Here is a 17,076-nt window from a genome sequence, read left to right as displayed (position 1 = left end):
GTTCTTAAGATATAATAACAACATGCATGAAAAAAGGAGAGCACAGACATAAAGTGAAACGAATCGACTCTGCAAAAAACCAAAAAGTGAAGGACTGGAAAAAACTTCACACAAAAAAAGAGAGACTTAAAACGAATACATTTCTGATAGAAGGAGAGCATCTGGCAGAAGAAGCGCTCAAATCAAAGGGAACGGTAAAAGAAATTCTCGTAAACGATGAGAGCGCCATCCCGGCCGATCTGGACATGAGCATTCCGTGCTACGTGCTGAGCGAAGACGCGTTTTCAGCCGTGACGGAAACAGAAACGCCGCAGCGGATCGCCGCGGTCTGCCATATGCCGGATAAGCAGCCTGATCAGCTGAAGCGGCTGCTTCTGATTGATGCCGTGCAGGACCCGGGGAATTTAGGAACAATGATCAGAACGGCAGATGCGGCGGGAATCGACGCCGTTGTCCTTGGTGAGGGAACAGCAGACCCGTACAATGGAAAAACGCTGCGTTCAGCACAAGGTTCTCATTTTCATATTCCCATTTTGAAACGTCCGCTTGATGAGTTTACCGCTGAGCTGAAATCACAAGGCGTCGCGATCTACGGCACGGCGCTTGAAAACGGTGCGGCTTATCAAAGTGTGAAGCCTGAAGAATCGTTCGCGTTAATCGTCGGGAACGAGGGGGCGGGAGTGGACGCCGGCCTTCTGCAAAAAACCGATCTCAACCTGTACGTTCCGCTGTACGGACAGGCGGAATCGCTGAATGTGGCGGTAGCGGCCGCCATCCTCGTTTATCATCTCAGAGGATAGGTTGCGAAAAGCCTTGGATTTCACTATAATAGATAGCAATAATGTAAAAACCGTGACAGAGGACGTCAATTTTTGCACACACTGCCTTCCAGGGAGAAAATGCCGCTGACTGAGAGCATTTTTATCGCAGCACAAAAATTGATTTTCACCTCTCGAGTTGTCACCGGGACCGCGCCAAACGCGCGTAAAGGTGAACCGGAACGATCGTTTCCGTTATGTCAATGAAGCTGTCGGCAGATGAAGTCTGCCTTAAAAAGGGTGGTACCGCGGCCACAACTCGTCCCTTCTCTCAAGGGGCGGGTTTTTTTGTTTTCTGAAAAAGGCATAGAACGGTTTGGTTTACATAAAAGGAGGATGCATGATGGAAGAGAAGCTTAAACAGCTCGAACTGGAAGCTGCAGAAAAAGTAGAAGCGGCGGGTTCATTAAAAGAAGTTAACGACATTCGGGTGCAATATCTCGGAAAAAAAGGGCCGATTACAGAAGTTCTCCGCGGCATGGGCAAACTGTCCGCCGAAGAGCGCCCGAAAATGGGAGCGCTCGCCAATGAAGTGAGAGAGCGCATTGCAGCAGCCATTACGGCGAAAAATGAACAGCTTGAACAAGAAGAGATGAATAAAAAACTCAGCAGCCAGACGATTGACGTCACATTGCCGGGCAGTCAGGTAAACATCGGCGGACGCCATCCGCTGACGGTCGTTATTGAAGAAATTGAAGATTTATTTATCGGCATGGGATATACCGTCGAAGAAGGCCCTGAAGTGGAAACGGATTATTACAACTTTGAGGCGCTGAACCTGCCGAAGGAACATCCGGCCCGTGACATGCAGGACAGCTTTTACATTACAGAAGAAATGCTGATGAGAACGCAGACGTCACCGGTGCAGACGCGCACGATGGAAAAGCATAAAGGAAAAGGCCCCGTCAAAATCATTTGTCCCGGTAAAGTGTATCGCCGCGACAACGATGACGCGACACATTCCCATCAGTTCATGCAGATCGAGGGTCTCGTCGTCGACCGCAAAATCAGCATGAGCGACCTGAAAGGCACGCTTGAATTGGTCGCCAAAAAAATGTTCGGCCAAGATCGTGAAATCAGGCTCCGTCCGAGCTTTTTCCCATTCACAGAGCCTTCTGTCGAGGTGGATGTGACCTGCTTTAAGTGCGGCGGACAAGGCTGCTCCGTCTGCAAAAAAACAGGCTGGATCGAAATTCTCGGCGCCGGCATGGTTCACCCGAACGTGCTGAAGATGGCTGGATTCAATCCTGAGGAATACCAGGGTTTCGCTTTCGGAATGGGTGTTGAACGTATCGCGATGCTGAAGTACGGCATTGAAGATATCCGCCATTTCTATACCAATGATGTCAGATTCATTTCGCAGTTTAAACAGGCGTAAGAGGAGGATACACATGTTTGTTTCTTATAAATGGTTAGAAGATTACGTTGACTTGCAGGGAATCGATCCGGCCGTGCTTGCAGAAAAAATTACGAGAGCCGGTATTGAAGTTGAGGGTATCGAGTATAAAGGGGAGGGCGTAAAAGGCGTTGTCATAGGACACGTGCTTGAGCGCGAACAGCACCCGAATGCCGACAAACTCAACAAATGCCTTGTTGATATCGGTGCGGAGGAACCCGTGCAGATTATCTGCGGCGCCCCGAATGTTGAGAAAGGACAGAAGGTTGCCGTTGCAACGGTCGGAGCCGTGCTTCCCGGCAATTTCAAAATTAAAAAAGCCAAGCTGCGCGGCGAAGCGTCTCACGGCATGATCTGTTCCCTTCAGGAGCTCGGCATTGAAAGCAAGCTCGTGGCGAAAGAATATGCGGAAGGCATTTTCGTTTTTCCGAATGATGCTGAAACGGGAGCTGACGCAATGGTGGCCCTTCAGCTTGATGATGCGATTTTAGAATTGGGTTTAACGCCGAACCGCGCCGACGCGATGAACATGCTAGGCGTGGCTTATGAAGTTGCGGCTATCCTCGGCGCAGAGGTAAAGCTTCCGGAGGCTTCATATGAAAAAGCGGCAGAAAAAGCGGCGGATGCTGTTTCCGTTAAGGTTGAAGATACGCAGGCCAATCCGCATTATGCCGCAAAAATCATTAAAAACGTCAAAATCGGCCCGTCACCGCTATGGATGCAGACGAAGCTGATGAATGCAGGCATCCGCCCGCATAATAACGTCGTGGACATTACAAACTTCGTCCTCCTTGAGTACGGACAGCCGCTTCACGCTTTCGATTACGACCGGTTCGGTTCAAAAGAGGTCGTCGTGAGAAAAGCGGCGGAAAACGAAACCATCGTAACGCTGGATGAACAAGAGCGCAAGCTGTCAAGCAGCCATTTGGTCATTACAAACGGAAAAAAAGCGCAAGCCGTTGCGGGAGTCATGGGCGGAGCTGAGTCTGAAGTCCGTGAAGACACCACTGCGATTTTACTGGAAGCCGCTTATTTCGACGGACAGACCGTCCGCAAAGCGTCGAGAGACCTCGGATTGAGAAGCGAAGCGAGCGCCAGATATGAAAAAGGCATTGATCCGGCCCGCGTTTTGCTGGCGGCTGAACGGGCCTGCAGTCTCATTCAGGCATATGCCGGCGGAGAAGTGCTCTCAGGCACGGTTGAAGAAAACCATTTGAAAATCGAAGCAAACAATATTCACGTGTCTGTTGAAAAAGTGAACGCCGTGCTCGGCATGACAATCGCTAAAGAAGAAATCATCAGCATTTACAAGCGCCTCGGGTTTGCAGTCGGTGAAGCTGAAGACGTTCTCGTCGTAACGGTGCCGTCGCGCCGCGGAGATATTAGAATAGAAGAAGACCTGATTGAAGAAGCGGCGAGATTGTACGGGTATGACAATATTCCGTCCACGCTTCCGGAAACGGCCGGCACGACAGGCGGCTTGACACCGTATCAGGCAAAACGCCGGAAAGTGAGACGTTTTCTTGAAGGAGCGGGTCTTTCACAAGCGACCACTTATTCATTAACGAATGATAAAAAAGCGGCCGCTTTTGCAATCGAAAAATCATTCAACACGATGCTTGCTCTGCCGATGAGCGAAGAAAGAAGCATTCTCAGACACAGCCTCGTGCCGAATCTTCTTGAAGCCGTTTCATACAATCTGGCCAGACAGACTGATTCCGTTGCTTTATATGAAACGGGTTCTGTATTTCTGACGAAAGAAGAAAACACAAAACCGGTTGAAAAAGAACGGGTTGCCGGAGCTGTAACCGGATTGTGGCGCAAAAATTTATGGCAGGGTGAGAAAAAGCCGGTTGATTTCTTCGTCGCCAAAGGAATCGTTGAAGGCCTGCTGCATCAATTGAATGTGTCAGACCGGGTTGAATTTGTCCAGTCAGAACGCAAAAACATGCATCCCGGCCGGACGGCAAACATTCTATTGAACGGTTCGCTTGCCGGATTTATCGGCCAGGTGCATCCGGCAATGGAAAAAGAGCTGGATATCAAAGAAACGTATGTGTTCGAGCTTGATCTGCACGCGCTTCTGACCGAGGAAACAGAACCTGTCGTGTATACGCCGATTCCGAAGTACCCGTCCGTCACGCGCGACATTGCGCTTGTGGCAGATAAAACCGTTACAAGCGGACAGCTTGAAGCCGTGATCAAAGAAGCCGGCGGCGCGCTGCTGAAAGAAGTCACCGTATTTGATGTGTACGAAGGTGAGCATATGGAAGAAGGCAAAAAATCCGTCGCCTTCTCGCTCCAATATGTTAACCCTGAACAAACATTGACAGAAGAAGAAGTGACAAAAGTTCATGAAAACGTGCTGAAAGCGCTGGAAGAAACGTATCAGGCCGTATTAAGAGGATAAAGAAAAAGCTTGCAGATCACTCTGCAAGCTTTTTTATTATGACCGCTTCCGTTCAACAAGGCGTTTCGCTTTTTGCGTATTGGCAAAATGAAGTTTGGTGAACGTTCTGAGCGCACCTTCTCCCTTATTGATGATCAGCTTGGCGGCAGCTTCATCGACGTGGGGCCCCGCGCCTTTCGGAATCGTCATCCCAGCCTCACGGGAAAGCTTATCCATTTCAATTAAGAAAGAATATCGCCCAATGATAGAGGCTGCGGCGACGGAAAGATGTATGCTTTCCGCTTTCGTGCTGAAAAACGTTTTTTCTTTTACGATATCCCGTCCGGAAAGATGCTTAAAATAAATGCCGGGCTCTGCGAATTGGTCAATCAGAATCGCTTCCGGTTTAACGCCGTTCATTTTTCTCAGCAGATTGGAAATCGCCTGATTATGAAGGAGCGCCTTCATTTTTCCTTGGCTCATGCCTTTTTCCTGCATCTGATTGTATTTTTCGTTTTTTAACACAAGCAGGCTGTAAGGAATGGTTTTAATTAACAGTTTGGCAATTTCAATAATCTGCGGATCTTTTAAATCCTTCGAATCCTTCACACCGAGTTCTTTCATTAAAGAAAGCTTTGATTTGTCGGCGTAGGCGCAGGCAACCGTTATCGGCCCGAAGTAATCGCCTGTTCCGACTTCATCAGAGCCGATCACTGACATGGAGGCAATGCCCGCCGGGGGAGCGTAAAGCGGGTCGGCCGCTTTTTTGACGGTTTTCTTTGCTTTCGGCGCCTCAGCCGTTCCCCAGCGGGCCGCTTCTGTGCCGGCGTTTTTTCCTTGAAAGAGAACCTTGCCCGAGCGGTAGGCTGTAATGGTACAGCCCGGAGGCTTGGCCTGGAAGACGGCGCCCTGCGGAACGGCGGGAGTAAGGGAGCCGGCATAGGATTGTTTCATTTGTTCCATAGCGGAAGCGGATACTTTTATAACAGAATGGGACACGATATAATCTCCTTTTTTGGCACTTTTCACTGTATATACCAGTGTATCATAACAGCCCGAGGCTCGTCTTTCCATTCAAACGATAATCGTGGTATGATAGGAACTAGGATTCTCGCGGAATGGAGGAGAAACGTTGTCTGACGGCAAAAAAACCAAAACGACAGTAAACATTTACGGCCAGCACTTCACCATTATCGGGGAAGAAAGCAAAGCGCATATGCGCCATGTGGCCGGAGTGGTTGATGATAAAATGAGAGAAATCAACGAGAAAAATCCATATCTTGATATAAATAAGCTCGCTGTATTGACTGCGGTCAATGTCGTGCATGATTATATGAAACTGCAAGAAAAATATGAAATACTGGAGCGGCAGCTTAAAGAAAAGGAATGAACACCATATGATAGATATCATCATCTTAGTTTTGCTCTTAATGGGCACATTGCTTGGATTAAAAAGAGGATTTATCCTCCAATTTATATATTTAACGAGTTTCATCCTCTCGATTGCGTTTGCGGCGCTTTTTTACAAAAATCTGGCCCCGCATCTGAGCTTTATACCCGCGCCTGATTTTTCCGGCGGGCAGGCGGCTCTGTCTTTTATTAAAGGAAACGTAGAGACGGCTTATTACAACGCGATCGCGTTTGTCATTTTGTTTATCATCGCAAAGATTCTGCTCCGGATTATCGGAGCGGCGCTTAATATCATCGCCGGCATTCCGGTCATTAAACAGATCAACAAACTGCTGGGCGGGGTGCTTGGGTTTCTGGAAGTCTATTTATTTGCGTTTATCCTGTTATACGTTGCATCCGTACTGCCGGTAAGCGCGCTTCAGGATATGCTCGCACAATCGACGCTTGCAAATATCATCACACATCATACGCCGTATCTGTCAGGGCTCCTGCAAGAACTGTGGGCCCAGTACGGGGCATAAAAAACTTCTCTTGACCGGAGAAGTTTTTTTCAAGCTCTGCGTCAGTTGTGCCGGAGGAGAAAAATTTGTATGATGAAAAGCAGGAAACGACTGGGGGTTAACAGTATGCATAAAAAAGATATCATCAGGCTGCTTGAAACGATTGCGGTCTATATGGAACTGAAAGGGGACAACCCGTTTAAAATATCAGCCTTCCGAAAAGCGGCAGCGGCGCTTGAGCAGGATGACCGCAGCCTGTCGGAAATCGACGACATGATGTCTTTATCCGGAATCGGAAAAGGCACCTACGGCGTCATTCGTGAATATATGCAGGAAGGTGTGTCCGGCACGCTTCTCCAATTGCAGAAAGAAGTTCCGGAAGGCTTGGTTCCTCTTTTGAAGCTTCCGGGCCTCGGCGGCAAAAAAATCGCCAAGCTGTATCAGGAACTGGGCGTTCATGACGCGGAATCGCTGAAAGAAGCATGCGAGCAGCAAAAAGTACAGGGGCTCGCCGGTTTCGGCAAAAAAACGGAGGAGAAAATCCTCCAGGCTCTCGGAGAAGCCGGAAAACAGCCGGAACGGTTTCCGATCGGCTATGCGCTCAGCATTGCTTCAGTAATTGAAGAACATTTGGCCCGGCTGACGGATATTCAGAAATATTCCCGGGCCGGCAGTCTCAGAAGAGCGCGGGAAACCGTAAAAGATCTCGATTACATTATCGCTACAGATCATCCGGAGGCTGTCAGAGAACAGCTTCTTTCCCTCCCGAACGTAAAAGACGTGATAGCGAGCGGGGATACAAAAGTATCACTCATCCTGACCTTTGAATATGAGACGAGTGTGGATTTCCGGCTTGTGACAGAGGAACAGTTTGCCACCACACTGCATCATTTTACCGGTTCTAAAGATCACAACATTAAAATGCGCCAGCTGGCGAAAGAGCGCGGTGAACGGATCAGTGAATACGGAGTAGAAACCATAGAAACGGGAGACGTCAAAACATTCCCGAGCGAAGAAGCGTTTTACGCCCACTTCGGTCTGCCGTTTATTCCTCCTGAGCTCAGAGAAAGCGGGCAGGAGGTCGACACGTACCGGGAAGAAACGGATCTTGTGGAGCATAAAGCGATAAAAGGCGATCTCCACATGCACTCAGCCTGGAGTGACGGCGCTTTTTCCATCAGAGAAATGGCAGAAGCGTGTATGGCAAAAGGCTATCAGTACATGGCGATCACCGACCATTCCCAATATTTAAAGGTAGCCAACGGGTTAACGGCCGAACGGCTCAAAAAACAGGCGGAAGAAATTGACGCGTTAAATGCTGAATTTGAAAATTTTCATATTTTTAAAGGCGTAGAAATGGACATTCTCCCCGACGGTTCGCTTGATTATGATGACAGTGTTCTGTCTGAAATGGATCTTGTCATCGCATCTATTCATTCAAGCTTCAGCCAGCCGGAGCATGTCATTATGAAACGGCTTGAACAGGCGCTGACGAATAAGCACGTGGACATTATCGCCCACCCGACGGGACGCCTGATCGGCAGACGGGCCGGCTATGAAGTCGACATCGACATGCTGATTGAACTCGCCGCCAAAACAAATACAGCGCTTGAACTGAATGCAAACCCCGCGCGCCTTGATTTACGGACTGAGCATCTGATCAAAGCAAATGAAAAAGGTGTGACTTTGGTCATTAATACCGATGCCCATAATATCGAGATGCTCGATGATATGAAAACGGGCGTGACCGCTGCGCGCAAAGGGTGGACGGAGACAAAACATGTGTTAAACGCCCGGCCGCTACACGAGGTCAAAGCATTTCTGACGCGCAATGATTAAGTAAGGAGGATCACAAAACCGTGCAGCAAAAAGTGTTATCATCACTTGAATTTCATAAAGTAAAAGAACAGATTACCGCACATGCCGCCTCATCGCTCGGCCGGGAGAAGCTTCTGCAGCTGAAACCTTTGACGGATCTCTCAGACATCCAAAAACAGCTGGATGAAGTCGAAGAAGCATCCGCGGTCATGCGCTTGAGAGGCCATGCTCCGTTCGGCGGCCTGACCGACATAAGATCCGCTTTACGGCGGGCGGAAATCGGCAGTGTGCTGACGCCGGCGGAATTCACCGAATTGTCCGGGCTGCTGTATGCAGTTAAACAAATGAAGCATTTTATCAGCCAAATGACAGAAGACGGCGTCGGCATTCCGCTGATACAGGCCCATGCAGAAGAACTGATTACATTGGGCGATTTGGAAAGGGAGATTAACTCCTGCATTGATGACCATGGTGAAGTGCTTGATCATGCGTCTCCCGCTTTAAGGGGAATCCGCACGCAGCTCAGGACGCTTGAATCAAGAGTCAGAGACCGGCTTGAATCGATGCTGCGTTCATCTTCCGCTTCTAAAATGCTGTCTGACACCATCGTTACGATTCGGAATGACCGCTTTGTCATCCCGGTCAAACAGGAATACAGATCAAGCTACGGCGGAATTGTCCACGATACATCTTCATCCGGTGCGACACTGTTTATTGAACCGCAGGCGATCGTAGATATGAACAACTCGCTTCAGCAGGCGAAAGTAAAAGAAAAACAGGAAATCGAACGGATTCTCCGGATGCTGACGGAGCATACGGCTGAACACACACAAGAAATCGCTCAAGATGTGGAAGTGCTGCAGACACTGGATTTCATTTTCGCCAAAGCGAGATACGCAAAAGCAATGAAGGCGACAAAACCACTCATGAACGGAGACGGTTTTATCCGGCTGAAAAAAGCGCGCCATCCGCTGCTGCCCCAAGATCAAGTCGTGGCCAACGATATTGAACTGGGCGGAGATTACTCAACGATCGTCATCACGGGACCGAATACGGGCGGTAAAACCGTTACGTTAAAAACACTCGGGCTGCTGACGATAATGGCACAGGCAGGATTGCACATACCGGCTGATGAGGGATCGGAAGCAGCAGTATTTGACAATGTGTTTGCCGATATCGGCGATGAACAGTCGATCGAACAAAGTCTGAGTACGTTCTCATCCCACATGGTCAATATCGTCAATATTTTAAAAGACGTGTCTGAAAACAGTCTTGTGCTGTTTGATGAACTCGGTGCCGGAACAGATCCGCAGGAAGGAGCGGCGCTTGCCATGAGCATCCTTGACGAAGTTCACCGGACAAACGCCAGAGTGCTTGCGACAACCCATTATCCGGAACTGAAAGCATACGGATATAACAGACAAGGCGTCATGAATGCCAGCGTTGAATTTGACATTGAAACGCTTTCGCCTACCTATAAGCTTCTGATCGGAGTGCCGGGCCGAAGCAACGCATTTGAAATCTCAAGACGCCTTGGGCTTCCGGAGCATATCATCGGCCAGGCGAAGTCAGAAATGACCGCCGAACATAACGAAGTCGATCTGATGATCGCATCGCTTGAAAAAAGCAAAAAAAGAGCGGATGAAGAGCTTTCTGAAACCGAATCAATCAGAAAAGAAGCAGAAAAACTGCACAAAGAACTTCAGCAGCAAATCATTGAGCTAAACGCCCAAAAAGATAAAATGATGGAAGAAGCCGAGCAGAAAGCTGCGGAAAAACTGGAAGCCGCCGCAAATGAAGCCGAACAGATCATCCGCGAGCTCAGGTCTATCAAGCAAGAACACAGATCCTTTAAGGAACACGAGCTGATTGACGCCAAAAAACGTCTCGGAGACGCGATGCCGGCTTTTGAAAAATCAAAGCAGCCGGAAAGAAAGACAGAGAAAAAACGCGAGCTGAAGCCGGGCGACGAAGTAAAGGTGCTCACATTCGGACAAAAAGGGGCGCTGCTTGAGAAAACCGGCGAGAAAGAATGGAACGTCCAAATCGGCATCCTCAAAATGAAGGTGAAGGAAAAAGATCTGGAGTTTCTCAAATCGGCTCCTGAACCGAAAAAAGAAAAAGCAATCACCGCCGTAAAAGGGAAGGATTATCACGTATCCCTTGAACTTGACCTCAGGGGAGAGCGTTACGAAAACGCCCTCAGCCGCGTCGAAAAATATTTAGATGACGCGGTGCTTGCCGGCTATCCGAGAGTGTCCATCATTCACGGAAAAGGCACGGGCGCCCTCCGAAAAGGGGTGCAGGATCTTCTGAAAAACCACCGCAGCGTGAAAAGCTCGCGGTTCGGGGAAGCGGGAGAAGGAGGATCAGGCGTAACGATTGTCGAACTAAAATAAAAAGGGAGTAAACGTCATGAATGCTTTTTGGGAAAATGAGCTTGTTGAAATCGCGGCTTATTACAGTGTAGCGGTCTTGTGTCTCGTCATTTTTCTGACCGTGTTTGAATTGGTGACATCCTATAAAAACTGGGTGGAAATCCAAAAAGGCAATCTTGCGGTGGCAATGGCGACCGGAGGGAAAATTCTCGGTATCGCAAATGTCTTTCAGCACAGCATCGCCCAGCATAATTCGCTTTTGCAAATGATCGGCTGGGGCGTATACGGATTTATTATGCTTTTAATCAGCTATTTTATCTTTGAATTTCTGACGCCCCGGTTTAAAATTGATAAAGAAATTGAAAAAGATAACAGAGCTGTCGGCTTTATTTCATTTGTCATCTCAGTCGGCCTGTCATTCGTGGTGGCCGCCGGGATTTAAGGGGACGGGGAAAAATGGAGAAGCTTGCGAAAGTGCTGCTGTCGGCAGCGGGAATTTTTCTGTTCATCGGACTTATTTATCTGGTCATGACATCTTAATACTGAAAAAAGGCTGCCGAACTAAAATCGGCGGCCTTTTTTATTGAGAATACCAGTTTATGCAGGCCGTATCAGAGCAAATGACGGCTTCCCAACTCATGGCGCGGATGACAGACGGCATGTCTTGATCTTCCATGAGAAAGAGTGTCGTAAAAGAATCATATATGCTCATAAAAGCGGCGCGCCGTTTTTCGTCGGCAATGATCATGTCAGCCCGCAGCAATCCGCATACATCCGAAGCCGCCGTTTGATTGAGTGAAAATATGCCTTTCTCTTCGACCGGCTCATAATAAGTGCAGCGCTTTATGCCTTTTGAACGGAACACATCCAAAAGTCCCGGTATCAAAAATGGCGAAGTGACATCATCGCTCGGCAAGTACAGATCGGGATGATGAAGCCGATTTAACAGCTCGGCGGATTCAGGATGTGCATATTCATCCCGAAGTGCCATGACAGCGCTCATAAGCGCAAGCGCCGTCTCTTTTTCAGAGCGCAATCCGCAAACGGTCATGACGGATTTCCAGGAAACGGGTCTGCCCATCGCGATGATCTCCTCATCACTCGGATATATATGTTCATAAGGCCGTTTGCGCTTTTGCTCTTCCCACCCATCAGGCATCCGGACAAAGGGATGAAGCAAAAAGGCGGCCGACGTAAACGGCTTCGGCAGCTGGCGCAGGATAGGAACTCCTTCTTCAAAATGCAGCGTTTCCAGCAAGCTCAACACCTCCTGAAACTCGAAATTTCACATGAAACGCTTTCCCATTCCAATCACCCTTCTGCTATAATAATAGCGTATAGGAAAACAGAAGGGAGAGGTATTATGCAGTCTGAAAAGCCATGGCTTTCTCAATATCCCGAAGAGATTCCGCATGAGCTTGAATTTACCGATCAAACCCTGCCATCCAATCTGACAAACTCCGCAGCTCAATTCCCGAACCATACCGCCATTTATTTTCTCGGAAAAAAACTCACATTTCAAGACGTTCTCACAGATTCGTTAAAGCTAGCCGCTTTTTTACGCAAAACAGGCCTGAAAAAAGGTGACAGAGCCGCCATTATGCTGCCCAATTGTCCGCAGTCGGTCATCGCTTTTTACGGCGTATTGTTTGCCGGGGGCATTGTCGTTCAGACCAATCCTCTCTACACGGAACACGAGCTTGAGTATCAGCTGAAAGACAGTGCGCCGCGCGTGATCATCACCCTTGATATGCTGTTTCCGAAGGTGATAAAAATGAAAACGTTATCAATCGTCGAACGCATTATTACAACAAGTATAAAAGACTTTTTGCCGTTTCCGAAAAATATGCTGTATACGCTCACGCAAAAACAACAGGTGCATATTGATTATGACGGCTGCGAACAAATTCACAAATTAGCGGATATTTTAAAAAACGAAAGCGCGGAGGAGGCAGAGCCATTTGATATTGACCCTGCGCATGACATCGCCGTGCTTCAATACACGGGCGGAACAACCGGCTATCCGAAAGGCGTCATGCTCACACACCGGAACATTCAGGCCAATACAGAAATGTGCGCCGCCTGGATGTACAAAATGAAAAAGGGAGCCGAAAAGGTGCTCGGCATCGTGCCTTTTTTTCATGTGTACGGATTGACCGCCGTGCTCAATTTTTCCATTATGCAGGGATGTGAAATGATCCTTCTTCCTAAATTTAATCCTTTGGATACCCTGAAAACAATCGACAGGCTGAAGCCGACGGTTTTTCCCGGGGCACCGACGATTTACATCGGGCTGTTGCATCACCCGGAGCTGAATAAGTATGATTTGTCCTCCATTGAAAGCTGTCCGAGCGGTTCAGCGGCGCTGCCGGTTGAGGTCAAACAGAAATTTGAAAAAGTGACCGGAGGAAAGCTTGTGGAAGGCTACGGATTATCCGAAGCATCACCGGTTACCCATTCAAACTTCATTTGGGGAAAAAATAAACCCGGCAGCATCGGCTGTCCCTGGCCCAATACCGACGCCGGAATCTATTCAGAAGAAAAAGGCGGGCTTGCGGGGCCGTATGAACACGGCGAGCTGATCGTAAAAGGCCCTCAGGTCATGAAAGGATACTGGAATAAGCAGGAGGAGACGGCGCGTGTCATCAGAGACGGCTGGCTGTTTACCGGAGATATGGGATATATGGATGAGGAAGGATTTTTCTACATCGCCGACAGGAAAAAAGACATCATCATTGCCGGCGGATACAACATTTACCCCCGGGAGGTGGAGGAGGCGCTTTATGAGCATGAAGCCGTTCAGGAAATCGTCGTAGCGGGCGTCCCTGATTCCTACAGAGGGGAAACGGTGAAAGCATTTATCGTTTTGAAAAAAGGCGCCGAGGCCGATGCCGATGAGCTTGATGCGTTTGCAAGAGAGCGGCTTGCGCCGTACAAAGTCCCGAAGCTTTACGAATTCAGAAAAGAGCTTCCGAAAACGGCCGTCGGAAAAATATTAAGAAGGCGTTTAGTCGAAGAGGAAGATGCTTCCCGTGAAAACAAGGTGCCTTAAAAGAAAAACTTGACAAAATCCGGATTCCTTTTTATCATGAAGTTATGAATGAATAGTCATTCATTTATCGAAGGAAGGAACGATGACATTGAACCAAAAACGGCCAAAGTATATGCAGATTATTGATGCAGCAGTAGAAGTCATAGCGGAAAACGGCTATCACCAATCACAGGTGTCCAAAATCGCCAAGCAGGCCGGCGTTGCGGACGGCACCATCTATTTATATTTCAAAAACAAAGAGGATATACTCATTTCTCTTTTTAAAGAAAAGATGGGCCAGTTCATTGAACGCATGGAAGAAGAAGTGAAAGAAAAAACGACGGCAAAAGAAAAACTCGCCCTCGTTATTAAGCAGCATTTCACACTGCTCGGCAACGACCGCCACCTCGCGATTGTGACCCAGCTTGAGCTCAGACAGTCAAATATCAAGCTGCGCCTGAAAATCAATGATATTTTAAAAGGTTATTTAAACATGCTGGACACCATTTTGACCGAAGGAATCAAGTCGGGGGAATGGAAAGACAATCTCGACGTCCGCCTCGCCCGGCAGATGATATTCGGGACGATAGATGAAACAGTGACAACATGGGTGATGAACGATCAGAAATATGATCTTCCGGATTTGTCAGACAAGGTATTGGAGCTGTTGGTGTCAGGGATTCATCAAAACTAAAGGGGGTTGACGGATGAACAGCCTTTCGATGGCGGTAGAACAATCTGTTGCGGTGATTACCATTAATCATCAGCCGGCCAACGCGCTGTCCGGTGCGGTTTTAGATGAGTTGTCCGGTCTGTTCGACCGATGTGAAACAGATGACAGCGTCAGAAGCATCATCATTCGCGGTGAGGGGAAATTTTTCTCGGCGGGCGCCGATATAAAGGAATTTACGTCGCTTGAAAATCTTGAGCAATCTTCTGCCATGGCGGATAAAGGCCAGCAGCTGATGGAAAGAATTGAAGGGTTTCCGAAGCCCGTGATCGCAGCGATTCACGGCGCTGCGCTCGGAGGCGGTCTTGAGCTAGCCATGGCCTGCCATATCAGAATCGCTACATTGGATGCAAAGCTAGGCCTGCCCGAGCTGAATCTCGGCATTATTCCGGGCTTTGCCGGGACGCAGCGGCTTCCCCGGTACGTCGGTACGGCGAAAGCGCTTGAAATGATCGGCACTTCAGAACCTGTGACCGGAGAAGAAGCGCTCAGCCTCGGCCTTGTCACGATAGGCGCCGAACATGAGGAAGAGCTGCTGAAAAAGGCGAAAACGCTCGCGGGCAAGTTTGCGGAAAAAAGCCCGCAGTCGATGGCTTATCTGCTTGAGCTCCTTTATTCAAACAAGATCTATTCTTATGACGGCGGCTTAAAGCTTGAAGCAAAGCGCTTTGGGGAAGCATTTGCATCAGATGACGCAAAAGAAGGCATTCAGGCATTTCTCGAAAAAAGAAAGCCTCAATTCGGTGGGCGAAGATAAAGGGGATAAAAATATGAATCTATTTGTACTGATGAAACGGACGTTTGACACAGAAGAGAAAATCGTCATTGAAGCAGGAAAGATTCAGGAGGACGGGGCCGAATTTATCATTAATCCGTATGATGAATACGCCATTGAAGAAGCCATTCAGCTGAAGGAAGAGCACGGCGGAAGCGTTACCGCCGTAACCGTCGGCGGAGAAGATGCGGAGAAAGAACTGAGAACCGCCCTTGCGATGGGCTGTGACCAGGCGGTGTTAATCAATATTGAAGATGATCTGAGCGATCCTGACCAATACTCCATTTCAACTATCTTATATCATTATTTCAAGGACCGGGAATATGATCTGATTCTCGGCGGAAATGTCGCGATTGACGGCGGTTCAGGCCAAGTGGCTCCAAGGCTTGCCGAACTGCTGAACATTCCTTGCGTCACAACGATCACAAAACTGACAATCAGCGGCGATGAAGCTGTGGCAGAGAAAGACAATGAAGGGGATACCGAAATCATTAAAACCTCACTTCCTTTAGTCATCACGGCACAGCAAGGCTTAAACGAGCCGCGCTATCCGTCGCTTCCGGGCATTATGAAGGCGAAGAAAAAACCGCTGGAAGAACTTGAGCTCGATGATCTCGACATTGATGAAGATGATGCCGCACCGAAGCTCAAAACGATCGAACGTTTTCTGCCGCCGCAAAAAGAAGCGGGCAGACTGATCGAAGGAGAAGCCGCTGAGCAGGCGAAAGAGCTTGTGTCACTGCTGAGAAAAGAAGCCAAAGTCGTATAAACCGATATTAAAGAAACTGGGGGATGTCAGAATGGGAAAAAAAGTGATCGTACTCGGAGAAATTCGTGACGGCGCCTTACGGAACGTCACCTTTGAAGCCATAGCAGCAGGCAAAACCATTTCCGGCGGAGGAGATGTCATCGGCGTGCTGATGGGAAAAGGCGCGGCTGATGCAGCACCGGAACTCATTCAGTACGGCGCCGACAAAGTATTTACGGCCGATGCGCCGGGGCTTTCTCAGTATACGGCGGACGGATATGCCGCGGTTCTCGGGGATCTGATCGAAAATGAAAAGCCTGATGCGGTCATTTTCGGCCACACTTCTATGGGAAAAGATTTGTCACCTAAGCTTGCGGCCCGGTTTGAAACGGGGCTGATCTCAGACAGCACGGATGTAAGCGTTACCGGAGACAACATCGTTTTTACAAGACCGATCTATTCCGGCAAAGCCTTTGAACAGGTGATTTCAACCGATCCGTTCATTTTGGCGACAATCCGTCCGAACAACATTCAGGCATTAGAAAAAGACGCGAGCCGCACGGGTGATATTGAAGAGCTTGCGGCGCCTCCGGCAGATTTGCGGACGGTCATTGAAGAAGTAGTCAAAAAAACGGCGGACGGCGTGGATTTATCAGAAGCGAAAATTATCGTAGCAGGCGGCCGCGGTGTAAAAAGCAAAGATGGATTTGAACCGTTAAAAGAACTTGCCGAGGTGCTCGGAGCAGCGGTGGGCGCTTCACGCGGCGCGTGTGACGCGGACTATTGCGATTATTCTCTTCAAATCGGCCAGACGGGAAAAGTCGTCACGCCGGATTTGTATATCGCCTGTGGAATTTCCGGAGCGATTCAGCACTTGGCGGGCATGTCAAACAGTAAGGTCATTGTTGCCATTAACAAAGACCCGGAAGCGGAAATATTCAAAATAGCGGACTACGGAATTGTCGGCGATTTGTTCGAAGTGGTTCCGCTTCTGACCCAGGAATTTAAAAATGCCAATATTCATTCATAATCAAAACCCTCTGGCTTATTTGTCAGAGGGTTTTGATTTGTGTTAATTGGTTC

Annotated in this window: 15 protein-coding genes; 13 read left to right on the top strand and 2 right to left on the bottom strand. The window is 48.6% G+C overall.

The window, feature by feature from the left end; genetic code table 11:
- Positions 1-53 precede the first annotated feature (53 nt).
- The 3 genes from JNUCC22_RS13075 (at position 54) to pheT (ending at position 4,624) form a co-directional block, all read left to right on the top strand.
- Positions 54-800: a TrmH family RNA methyltransferase gene (locus JNUCC22_RS13075; RefSeq protein WP_007408111.1), complete on the top strand. Its 747-nt coding sequence runs from the start codon at positions 54-56 to the stop codon at positions 798-800.
- 361 nt (positions 801-1,161) lie between these two features.
- Positions 1,162-2,196: a phenylalanine--tRNA ligase subunit alpha gene (pheS, locus tag JNUCC22_RS13070; protein WP_003152530.1), complete on the top strand. Its 1,035-nt coding sequence runs from the start codon at positions 1,162-1,164 to the stop codon at positions 2,194-2,196.
- A 13-nt stretch (positions 2,197-2,209) separates the two neighbouring features.
- Positions 2,210-4,624, top strand: a complete 2,415-nt coding sequence (pheT, locus tag JNUCC22_RS13065; protein ID WP_020956171.1) for a phenylalanine--tRNA ligase subunit beta — start codon at positions 2,210-2,212, stop codon at positions 4,622-4,624.
- 36 nt (positions 4,625-4,660) lie between these two features.
- Here the strand turns inward: pheT and rnhC are convergent, their stop codons facing one another.
- Complete coding sequence (gene rnhC, locus JNUCC22_RS13060) at positions 4,661-5,602, bottom strand: ribonuclease HIII (RefSeq protein ID WP_216061785.1); 942 nt, start codon at positions 5,600-5,602, stop codon at positions 4,661-4,663.
- A 133-nt stretch (positions 5,603-5,735) separates the two neighbouring features.
- Between rnhC and zapA the strand changes: the two genes are divergently transcribed.
- From zapA to JNUCC22_RS13035, 5 genes are all read left to right on the top strand, one after another.
- Positions 5,736-5,993 carry a cell division protein ZapA gene (gene zapA, locus JNUCC22_RS13055; protein ID WP_007408114.1) on the top strand — a complete coding sequence of 86 codons (258 nt, stop codon included), beginning with the start codon at positions 5,736-5,738 and terminating at the stop codon, positions 5,991-5,993.
- A gap of 7 nt (positions 5,994-6,000) precedes the next feature.
- A complete protein-coding gene (locus JNUCC22_RS13050) occupies positions 6,001-6,534 on the top strand; it encodes a CvpA family protein (RefSeq protein WP_003152534.1) in 534 nt (177 codons plus the stop codon).
- Between the two features lie 105 nt (positions 6,535-6,639).
- The gene (gene polX / locus JNUCC22_RS13045) at positions 6,640-8,352 is read left to right on the top strand and encodes a DNA polymerase/3'-5' exonuclease PolX (protein WP_216061784.1); all 1,713 of its coding nucleotides are present in this window, start codon (positions 6,640-6,642) and stop codon (positions 8,350-8,352) included.
- A 20-nt stretch (positions 8,353-8,372) separates the two neighbouring features.
- Positions 8,373-10,730 carry an endonuclease MutS2 gene (locus JNUCC22_RS13040; protein ID WP_042635404.1) on the top strand — a complete coding sequence of 786 codons (2,358 nt, stop codon included), beginning with the start codon at positions 8,373-8,375 and terminating at the stop codon, positions 10,728-10,730.
- A 16-nt stretch (positions 10,731-10,746) separates the two neighbouring features.
- On the top strand, positions 10,747-11,151 hold the full coding sequence (locus tag JNUCC22_RS13035) for a DUF350 domain-containing protein (protein WP_003152541.1): 405 nt from the start codon (positions 10,747-10,749) through the stop codon (positions 11,149-11,151).
- A 138-nt stretch (positions 11,152-11,289) separates the two neighbouring features.
- On the opposite strand, the gene JNUCC22_RS13030 is transcribed toward JNUCC22_RS13035, so the two are convergent.
- On the bottom strand, positions 11,290-11,967 hold the full coding sequence (locus JNUCC22_RS13030) for a DUF2711 family protein (protein ID WP_007408117.1): 678 nt from the start codon (positions 11,965-11,967) through the stop codon (positions 11,290-11,292).
- A 105-nt stretch (positions 11,968-12,072) separates the two neighbouring features.
- Between JNUCC22_RS13030 and JNUCC22_RS13025 the strand changes: the two genes are divergently transcribed.
- From JNUCC22_RS13025 to JNUCC22_RS13005, 5 genes are all read left to right on the top strand, one after another.
- Entirely contained in the window at positions 12,073-13,761 is a 1,689-nt protein-coding gene (locus JNUCC22_RS13025) for an AMP-binding protein (RefSeq protein WP_047936002.1), read from the top strand.
- Between the two features lie 88 nt (positions 13,762-13,849).
- The gene (locus tag JNUCC22_RS13020) at positions 13,850-14,434 is read left to right on the top strand and encodes a fatty acid metabolism transcriptional regulator FadR (RefSeq protein WP_007408119.1); all 585 of its coding nucleotides are present in this window, start codon (positions 13,850-13,852) and stop codon (positions 14,432-14,434) included.
- Positions 14,435-14,447: 13 nt separating this feature from the next.
- On the top strand, positions 14,448-15,227 hold the full coding sequence (locus JNUCC22_RS13015) for an enoyl-CoA hydratase (protein WP_015417952.1): 780 nt from the start codon (positions 14,448-14,450) through the stop codon (positions 15,225-15,227).
- A gap of 13 nt (positions 15,228-15,240) precedes the next feature.
- Positions 15,241-16,014: an electron transfer flavoprotein subunit beta/FixA family protein gene (locus JNUCC22_RS13010; RefSeq protein WP_032866571.1), complete on the top strand. Its 774-nt coding sequence runs from the start codon at positions 15,241-15,243 to the stop codon at positions 16,012-16,014.
- Positions 16,015-16,045: 31 nt separating this feature from the next.
- Positions 16,046-17,023 (top strand): electron transfer flavoprotein subunit alpha/FixB family protein, encoded by a 978-nt coding sequence (locus JNUCC22_RS13005; RefSeq protein WP_216061783.1) that lies wholly within the window; start codon positions 16,046-16,048, stop codon positions 17,021-17,023.
- The last annotated feature ends 53 nt before the right edge of the window (positions 17,024-17,076 follow it).

Origin of the sequence: Bacillus sp. JNUCC-22 (genome assembly GCF_018861275.1) — a bacterium.
Lineage (GTDB): Bacteria > Bacillota > Bacilli > Bacillales > Bacillaceae > Bacillus > Bacillus velezensis.
This window is presented reverse-complemented; position numbering and strand designations above follow the sequence as displayed.